Genomic DNA, 7,886 nt, shown 5'->3' with positions numbered 1-7,886 from the left:
ATGCCGCGGTCTACGTTGTCAACGGCTGGGACAACGCCACCGACAACAACCGCGGAAAGAGCTACGGCGTGAGCATTGGCTATGCCCCGGCGGAGGTCTTTTCGATCCTCGTCAACGGCATGACGGGGCCTGAGCAGGATGCGAACGGTCCTGGAGCGCCGACCGTAGGCTCCAGCAGCAGCAACAAGCGAAGCCTGCTGGACCTGGTGGCAACGGTGAAACCCACGAAGAAGCTCTCCCTCATCCTGAACACGGACAACGGCAGGGAGCAGGATGCCATGCTTCCGACAGGAATGCCCGGACAAGCCACGTGGGACGGCTACGCAGCGATCGCGAAGTATGATCTCACCGACGCGCACAGCATCGCGGTCCGTGGCGAGGTTTTCCACGACGCGGACGGATTCCGGACGGGAACGGTGCAGCGATTGAAAGAGGTGACGCTCACCTGGGAGACGCGTCTTGCCGGCGGACTCATTCTCCGGCCCGAGTACCGGCATGACAGTTCCGATGTCCCGGCCTTCGATTATGTGAGCGGCGCGGCGACGAAGAACTCACAGAACACCCTCGCGCTCGGCGTAATGTACCGGTGGTAACAGCGTAATCAGAGTATCAACCCCGTCCCTGATAGGGGACGAAAAGCAAGGAGACTATCATGGCTAACGAACAACCTGTAACCAGGGGAACATTGGGACTCACCGGTCTCACCATGAACGCAATGGCGCTGATCGCGCCCGGAGCGTTCCTGTGGCTGACCTTCCAGATGCAATCTTTGTACGGCGCGCCGATGGCAGGCATCTCCATGTGGGCAGGTATTTTCTTCGCCCTGTTGCTCTGCTTCGCCACGGCTATCAGCTACGCGGAACTGGCCAAGCTGTATCCCGGCCCCGGTTCCTCGTACCTCTACGCGGAGCAGGCGTATCTTTCAAAGACGCACGCATACAAGTTCGCCCGGATAGCAAAGTTTATCACTGGCTGGGCAAGCCACCTGTACTATTGGGTATACCCCGGGGTCATGGTCGGCGTGACCGCGCTTCTGGGCAGCTATCTGATGAGCATTTTTTACCCGGACACCTTCAGCGGCGTCTATAACAGCCCGCTGTTCATGATTCTCTTTTGCGTCGTGTTCGCGCTCGGCGTGGCCTACATTGCCTACCGCGGCGTGACCGGGACGACGACCGTCAATATTGCGATCAATATCATCCAAATCTCGGCGCTCCTCATCTTCTCCGTGATCGCTATCGGCTACCGGGTCCAGCATCCGCAGGGCGCGACCGGCCTGCATCTCTCAAACGGAGTCGCGGTAAGCTATCAGGTCGCCCAAGTTGAACAGAAGGACGACAAGGGCGCTCCCGTACCGGTCTTGGATGCCGCCGGCAAACCGACCATGGACAAGGACGGGAAACCGGTTTATGTAATGGTTGACGCGCAGGACAAGGACGGCAATCCCGTGCCCGCTGACAAGGATGGCAAGGCGGTGACTGATCCGAAGCTTGCCGCGCCGTTCACGGTCGACTATATCGACGGAGCAATCACTAAGGACGACAAGGGGAACCCGCAGTTCAACTACCACAAGAACGCTGCATCCGTCGTCGGTTTGCACGGGTTCAACTTCATCTTCATTCAGGCGGCTATCGCAATCCTGATCCTGGTCGGTTTCGAATCCATCACCTCGATGGCGCCTGAGGCGAAAAACCCGAAAAGGGATGTTCCTCGGGCAGTGCTTCTGTCTCTTGCTATCCAGGGCGCAGTTTGCTACCTGATCGAGTATTTTGCCGCGAACTACATGCTGAATAGCGGCTACACCATGCCGAATGCGGGAGCCTCGGGCGCGCCGCTCGGCGACATGATGGTCCTCGCAGGCACATGGCTCTTCGGGAGCTATGCCGCAGGAAAGGCATTCATGCTGGTCCAGGCCTTTACTGTGTTCCTGGCCCTGATCGGCACCACGCTCTCGTGCCTCAGCACCGGCGCCCGCGTCACCTATGCCATGGGCAGGGATGAAGAAGTCCCGTCCCACTTCGGCATGCTGCACGGCAAAACGGCGTCGCCCCATCGCGCGATCTGGATTTTGGCGATTATCTCAGCAATCATCGGCATCATCACGGTGACGGTGTATCTCGGAGGCACGACCCCGGCCGCGCTCGACAAGCACAACATCTGGTACAGCTTCGGGATCTTCTCGCCGGCAACCTATGCGGCGATGCCGAACACGCTCGTGATTATGACGCTGATCAGCAACTTCGGTACGTTCCTTCTGTACATGATCACCTGCTGGATCGCGATGGTGGCCTTCAAGGAGCACAAGAGCTTCAACGGCATCAAGCATGTGGTCATCCCGATCCTGGGGCTCCTGGCGAACCTGGCCATCATGCTCTTCTACCTGGTCGGACCGTTCACGGTAGCGGGCATGAGCTGGAAGGAGCCGTACATAGCCCTCGGCGTATGCTTGGCATGGGGCATCTACGGGGCGGTCTACTTCCTGAAGTCCAGCAAGAAAAAAGGCAAAGAGGTACTGCTTACGAGCAAGCCGGCGCATTCGAACGCGTAATCGATGGGACTCATGAAAAACAAGCAAGGACGGTCACTTTTCGGGTGACCGTCCTTTTTTCCTTCAATGCAACTTACCGGTCATAACCACCGGTCCGCTTCACGGACGCACGGTTACAGCCAAGTCAAGCACCAGAATCCGGACTCATCTGCCTGCGAACAGCGGGTACGAGTGCGCAGCACAAGTGCAGGGTGTGTGTTCCGGCAGAGTCGGAACCCGTAGTTACCTGTCTGTTGTTCTGTCTGTATCAGAGACCTTTTAATTCCTAAAAGAAAATGTTAAAGTGAGCCATGGAACTAATCTACGCTGAACTTTCATCACCCGGCCCGGCACGCGAGAACAACGAGGATTTCGTCGGCTCCTGGCAGCCTCAAACGCTCGAGGAGAAGCGCAGCCGCGGAGCGGTCGCAGTTTTGGCCGACGGCGTGGGCGGGATGGAGCGCGGAGAAGTGGCAAGCCGGCTCGCAGTGGAGACGGCCCTGAAGACGTTCCAGGAGGCCCGGGGCGAACAGAGTCCGCAGCACCTGATCACGCAGATGTTCAACGCGGCCAACCTCGCGGTCTACGACAAGGGCATGGAGAACCATGGCAAGGCGCGCATGGCCACGACCCTGGCTGTTGTCGTGCTCCGGAACAACGAGGTCACGGTGGGCAACGTGGGAGATTCGCGCGTATATCTCGTTCGCAAGGCCACGATCAAGCAGCTTTCCACGGACCATACCTACATTGGCATGCAGCAGAAATTCGGCCTGATCTCCGAACAGGAGGCCAAGACCAGCGACAAACGTTCCGTCCTGACGCGGAGCGTTGGGCAGGAGCCGGTGATCCGGGTAGACGTGGAGAGCGCAACGGTGTTCAAGGGAGACAGGGTCGTGCTGTGCTCCGACGGGTTGTACGCGCACGTGTCGGACAGCGAGATCGCTGAGCTCGTGACGAGCCTTTCCCCGGCCCAGGCCTGCCGCAGGCTCGTGGCGCTTGCCGAGCAGCGGGGTACCGACGACAATCTCTCGGTGCAGGTCCTGCAGATCAACGAGGTCGAGAAGGTCGCGTTATACCGCGGCGTGGCCATGTACCAGGAGACGGCGGACCCGACGACCAGATACGAGCTCAAGCCCGGACAGGTCCTGGACAACCGTTTCCAGATCCTGGAGACCATCAGCCGGAGCGGCATGGCCACCATCTTCAAGGCCACGGACCTCACCACCAAACTGCCCGTGGCCGTGAAGGTCCCCTTGATGCAGTATGAGAGCGACCCCGGGTTTTATTCGCGGTTCCAGCGCGAGGAGGAGATCGGGAGCCGACTGAACCATCCCTATATACTTAAATTTTACCCCGTACCGGAAGAACTCCGCACAAGGCCCTACATCGTAACCGAGTATCTCCGCGGCTATACACTTTCGCATCTCCTGACCAGCGTCCGGTCCATGCCGGAAAAGGACGCCATCAAGCTTGCCAGCCGCGTGTGCGAGGCCCTCGCGTACATGCATGAACAGGGCGTGGTGCACCGGGACCTGAAGCCGCAGAACATCATGCTCTGCAGCGACGGCACGATCCGGATCATGGACTTCGGCATCGCCAAGGCCGCCGGCAGGCGGATGACCTTTGCCGGGTTCACGCCGGCAGTCGGAACGCCCGATTACATGGCCCCTGAGCAGGTGAAGGGGAAGCGCGGGGACGAACGGACCGACATCTACAGCCTGGGCGCCATGCTGTACGAAATGGTCGCGGGTGTGCCGCCGTTCCAGTGTGAGACCGACAACCCCCTCGTGATCATGAACGCCCGCGTGGCCGGCGATCCCGAGGCGCCGAGAAAACGGAACCCGAAGGTCTCGCCGCAGGTCGAAGAAATCATCCTCCATGCGATGGAGCGCGACCCCAAAAACCGGTATCAGACAGCCGCGGCAATGAAAACGGAGCTTGATGATCCTTCCGCTGTGCAGATCACCGGGAGGAGCGAACGGCTCCACGCGCCGACGGCCTGGAGGCGCAACGGGAAGAAGGCGCTCTGGCTCGCGCTGGGCATCTCGATCCCTCTCATTATCTTCGGGCTTGTCATTTGGCTGATCATCCACCGGGGGACAGCACACTGACGAAGTAAATATTCGTCTGGCAGACTGGGTTAGCGACAGGTGTGTCCATGTGGGAGAAATTTGGCCTACGGGAAAGGTTATTGTAGGGCAGGATGGTGTGCAGCGATTGCAGATAACACCTACATTCAGCAAGCCGCACCGCTAAAATTTGACTATACATGGAACGGATTCCAAAGACTGCAGCAACCTCGCTCGCGTGTTGATGAGTTGTTCGACTTCTTTGCATGCGGGATTGGTGAATACTTCCTTTGGTGTCCCTGTCTGTGCAACACTGCCGTTGGAATATATGATAATTTTGTCCGCTATGCCCATTATGCATAGCGGGGGATTAAAAAATAGGTTCATAATACCCCTTATCAGCGCAGGGCCTGCATAAAGTCCTTCCATCGCGGCGCAATTCTCTCCCGTCCTGCACCTGTTCCCTACATGATTCACACACGACTCTTCTCGTCGGCCTGCCCGGCATGTCCTCGGGTCTTATCCTTACGCGAACCTGCATAACAGTAAAAAGCTCTTCATCGCTCATGATCTTGTACGCTTCGAGCTGCGCCGCGTACTTGTTTTCGATATGGGGGAAATAGTTCTTCGCCAAGACACGGGAATCGTCTTTTGCAAATATCCGGGCAGCCTTATTTGTTCCCAGGTTCACGAAGGTCGCGGCCATCTTGCCGTAATCCATGAACTTCATGGTCCGGTGTCCGAGGCTGCAACCTGTGACGGACTGGACGGCGTCGGTCGCGCACGGTGGCCGTGTATGCTGACGGATTCCGTAGTAGCTGATCGAAATCAATAAGCGTATTCATCATCTGTTATTTGCACGGCTGGTCCCGTTTCTCCTCAGTTTAGATCTTATCTATTTTTACAGCGCACGACTTGTATTCAGGCGTGCCGGTTATGGGGTCCCTATATCCCGACGTGAGAACGTTCGTAAGCGTATTCCTGAAATGGAACGTAAGAAAGACGTTGCCTGCCTGCGACCGCTCGGTTACTTTGGCTTGTACCGTAATCTCGCCCCGTCTTGACGCAACACGGACCCGCTCGCCGTCCTTTATCCGCAACGTCTCCGCATCTTGCGCATTCAACTCCAGCAGCTCCTCGGGAACCAGTTCCATGATCCCGGGGACCCTTCCGGTCATAGATCCGTTGTTGTAATGTTCGCGGATCCTTCCGGTTATCAATACGAACGGGTATTCCAGGTCAGGCGTCTCGCCGGATCCTTTGTGGTCGAGTGCCATGAACTTCGCCAAACCACCGGGCCTTGCGAATAGATCGGTATAGAGCGTCGTCGTGCCGGGATGGTCCTTTGTTGGGCAGGGCCATTGAATTCCCCGGTCCTCGATTCGCTCGTAGCTGATGCCGCCGTAGATCGGCACCAGGCTGGCGATCTCGTCCATGATTTCAGATGGATGATTGTAGTCCATGGGGTATCCCATCAGCGTTGAAAGTCTGCTGATGACCTGCCATTCCGCCATGCCCGCGACAGGCTCTATCGCCTTGCGCACGCGCTGGACCCTGCGCTCGCCATTCGTGAACGTGCCGTTTTTTTCAGCAAAGCTCGCGCCAGGGAGGACCACGTGTGCATATTTTGTTGTCTCGGTGGGGAAGATGTCCTGCACCACAAGGAACTCGACCGACTCCAAAGCGCTCCGTACATGATGAAGGTCGGGGTCAGTCTGTGCCGGGTCCTCTCCGAGTATAAAGATACCCTTGAAATTTCCGCGCTTGCACTCATCCAGCATCTCAATGGATTTGAGCCCCGGTTTGGGACTGATCTTTACGTTCCATGCCTTCTCGAACTTGTCGCGCGCCTTGGCATCGGCAACTGATTGATAACCCGGAAGCGTGGCCGGGAGCGGGCCAAGGTCGGATGCGCCCTGGACGTTGTTCTGTCCGCGCAATGCCATGATGCCGGTTGAGGGCCTGCCGAGGTGACCGCAGACGAGCGCAAGATTGGCGATCGCCATCGCATTCTCAGTGCCGGTCCGGTGTTCGGTAACGCCGAGGCCGTACACGATCATCGCTTTGTCTGCATGGGAATAGATCCGGGCAGCCTCGATGATCGTCTCTTTTGCAACGCCGGTAAGCTTCACTACCCTGTCAAGATCGTATTCCCTGACCTTCTCGTTGAGCTCCCCGAACCCTTCGGTTCGTTTCGCGATGAACTCCCTGTTTTCCCACCTGTTCTGAAGAATGACATTGATCATGCCGTTCAAAAGCGCGATGTTGCTGCCGGGTTTGAGATTGAGCCAGACGTCGGCCTTTTTCGCCATCCAGGTTTTCCTTGGATCGCCGACAACGAGTTTCGCTCCGTTGGCGAGAGCCTTCTTGAGCCAGAGCGAGACTATGGGATGGCCTTCCGTGGGATTTGAACCGAACAGAAAGAGCGTGTCGATATCCGGCATCTGACTTAATGAATTCGTAGCGGCGCCCGCTCCGAGGCTGGTGGCCAGACCGGCCACAGTCGGAGCGTGTCAGACCCGGGCGCAGTTGTCCACGTTGTTGGACCCCACTGCGCATCTGACCCACTTGGAAAGGAGATAGTTCTCCTCGTTCGTGCAGCGCGACGAGGAAAACCCGCCAACTTTCTCGGGCCCGTACTTTTCGATCAGCTCTTTGAATTTCGTTGCGACAAATCCGAGGGCTTCGTCCCAGCTCGCCTCACGGAAGACGCCGTCTCGTTTGATGAGCGGGGTTTTGATCCGTTCGTCGCTCTGTATGAAATCGTACCCATATCTGCCCTTGATGCACAGGTTGCCCTGATTTACCGGCGCATCATAATCGGAAGAGACCTTGATTACCCTGTTCTCCTTCACATGGAGGAAGAAATTGCAGCCCGTTCCGCAGTACGAACACGTGGTCTTTACTTTTATCACGCTCTGAGATCGCCCTTTGCCTCTTCCTTTCTTGTCCGTGAGCGCGCCGGTGGGGCAGGTTGACACGCATTGACCGCAGAACTCGCAGTTTTTGAGCGAGCGCGGTGCTCCGAAGGCCGTGTCCGGCATGGTGTGAAAGCCTCTGCCGGTCATCTCGATCGTACCCGCCATGACCACTTCATTGCAGATCCGCGTACAGCGCGAGCACGAAATACATTTATTCGGTTCGAACGTTATGAACGGGTTGTCTTCCCGTATCGGTTTGTCCCATTTCTCGCCCGCGAATGTTCCGGGCTTTATATCATACAGGTAGGCCAGCTCCTGAAGCGCGCAGTCTCCCGCACTGTCACAGCACATGCAGTCGTTGGGATGGTT

General features: G+C 57.5%; 5 protein-coding genes and 1 pseudogene. 3 read left to right on the top strand and 3 right to left on the bottom strand.

From position 1 onward, the window contains the following. From VL197_00745 to VL197_00735, 3 genes are all read left to right on the top strand, one after another. Positions 1-593 (top strand): outer membrane beta-barrel protein (locus tag VL197_00745; protein HUJ16497.1); only part of this gene is annotated, 593 nt, incomplete at its 5' end. A 59-nt stretch (positions 594-652) separates the two neighbouring features. Beyond that, positions 653-2,548 (top strand): APC family permease, encoded by a 1,896-nt coding sequence (locus VL197_00740; protein ID HUJ16496.1) that lies wholly within the window; start codon positions 653-655, stop codon positions 2,546-2,548. A gap of 290 nt (positions 2,549-2,838) precedes the next feature. Beyond that, complete coding sequence (locus tag VL197_00735) at positions 2,839-4,638, top strand: protein kinase (GenBank protein HUJ16495.1); 1,800 nt, start codon at positions 2,839-2,841, stop codon at positions 4,636-4,638. A 328-nt stretch (positions 4,639-4,966) separates the two neighbouring features. Here the strand turns inward: VL197_00735 and VL197_00730 are convergent, their stop codons facing one another. The 3 genes and pseudogenes from VL197_00730 to VL197_00720 all read right to left on the bottom strand — a co-directional run bounded on the left by VL197_00730 (position 4,967) and on the right by VL197_00720 (position 7,886). Continuing rightward, positions 4,967-5,428: an FmdE family protein gene (locus VL197_00730; protein HUJ16494.1), complete on the bottom strand. Its 462-nt coding sequence runs from the start codon at positions 5,426-5,428 to the stop codon at positions 4,967-4,969. 52 nt (positions 5,429-5,480) lie between these two features. Then, positions 5,481-5,873 carry a molybdopterin dinucleotide binding domain-containing protein gene (locus VL197_00725; protein HUJ16493.1) on the bottom strand — a complete coding sequence of 131 codons (393 nt, stop codon included), beginning with the start codon at positions 5,871-5,873 and terminating at the stop codon, positions 5,481-5,483. A gap of 216 nt (positions 5,874-6,089) precedes the next feature. Next, a pseudogene (locus VL197_00720) lies at positions 6,090-7,886 on the bottom strand (molybdopterin-dependent oxidoreductase).

The organism is Nitrospirota bacterium (assembly GCA_035516965.1).
Lineage (GTDB): Bacteria > Nitrospirota > UBA9217 > UBA9217 > UBA9217 > MHEA01.
Note: the sequence above shows the minus strand (reverse complement) of the source record. Positions and strands in the feature narration are given on the sequence as shown.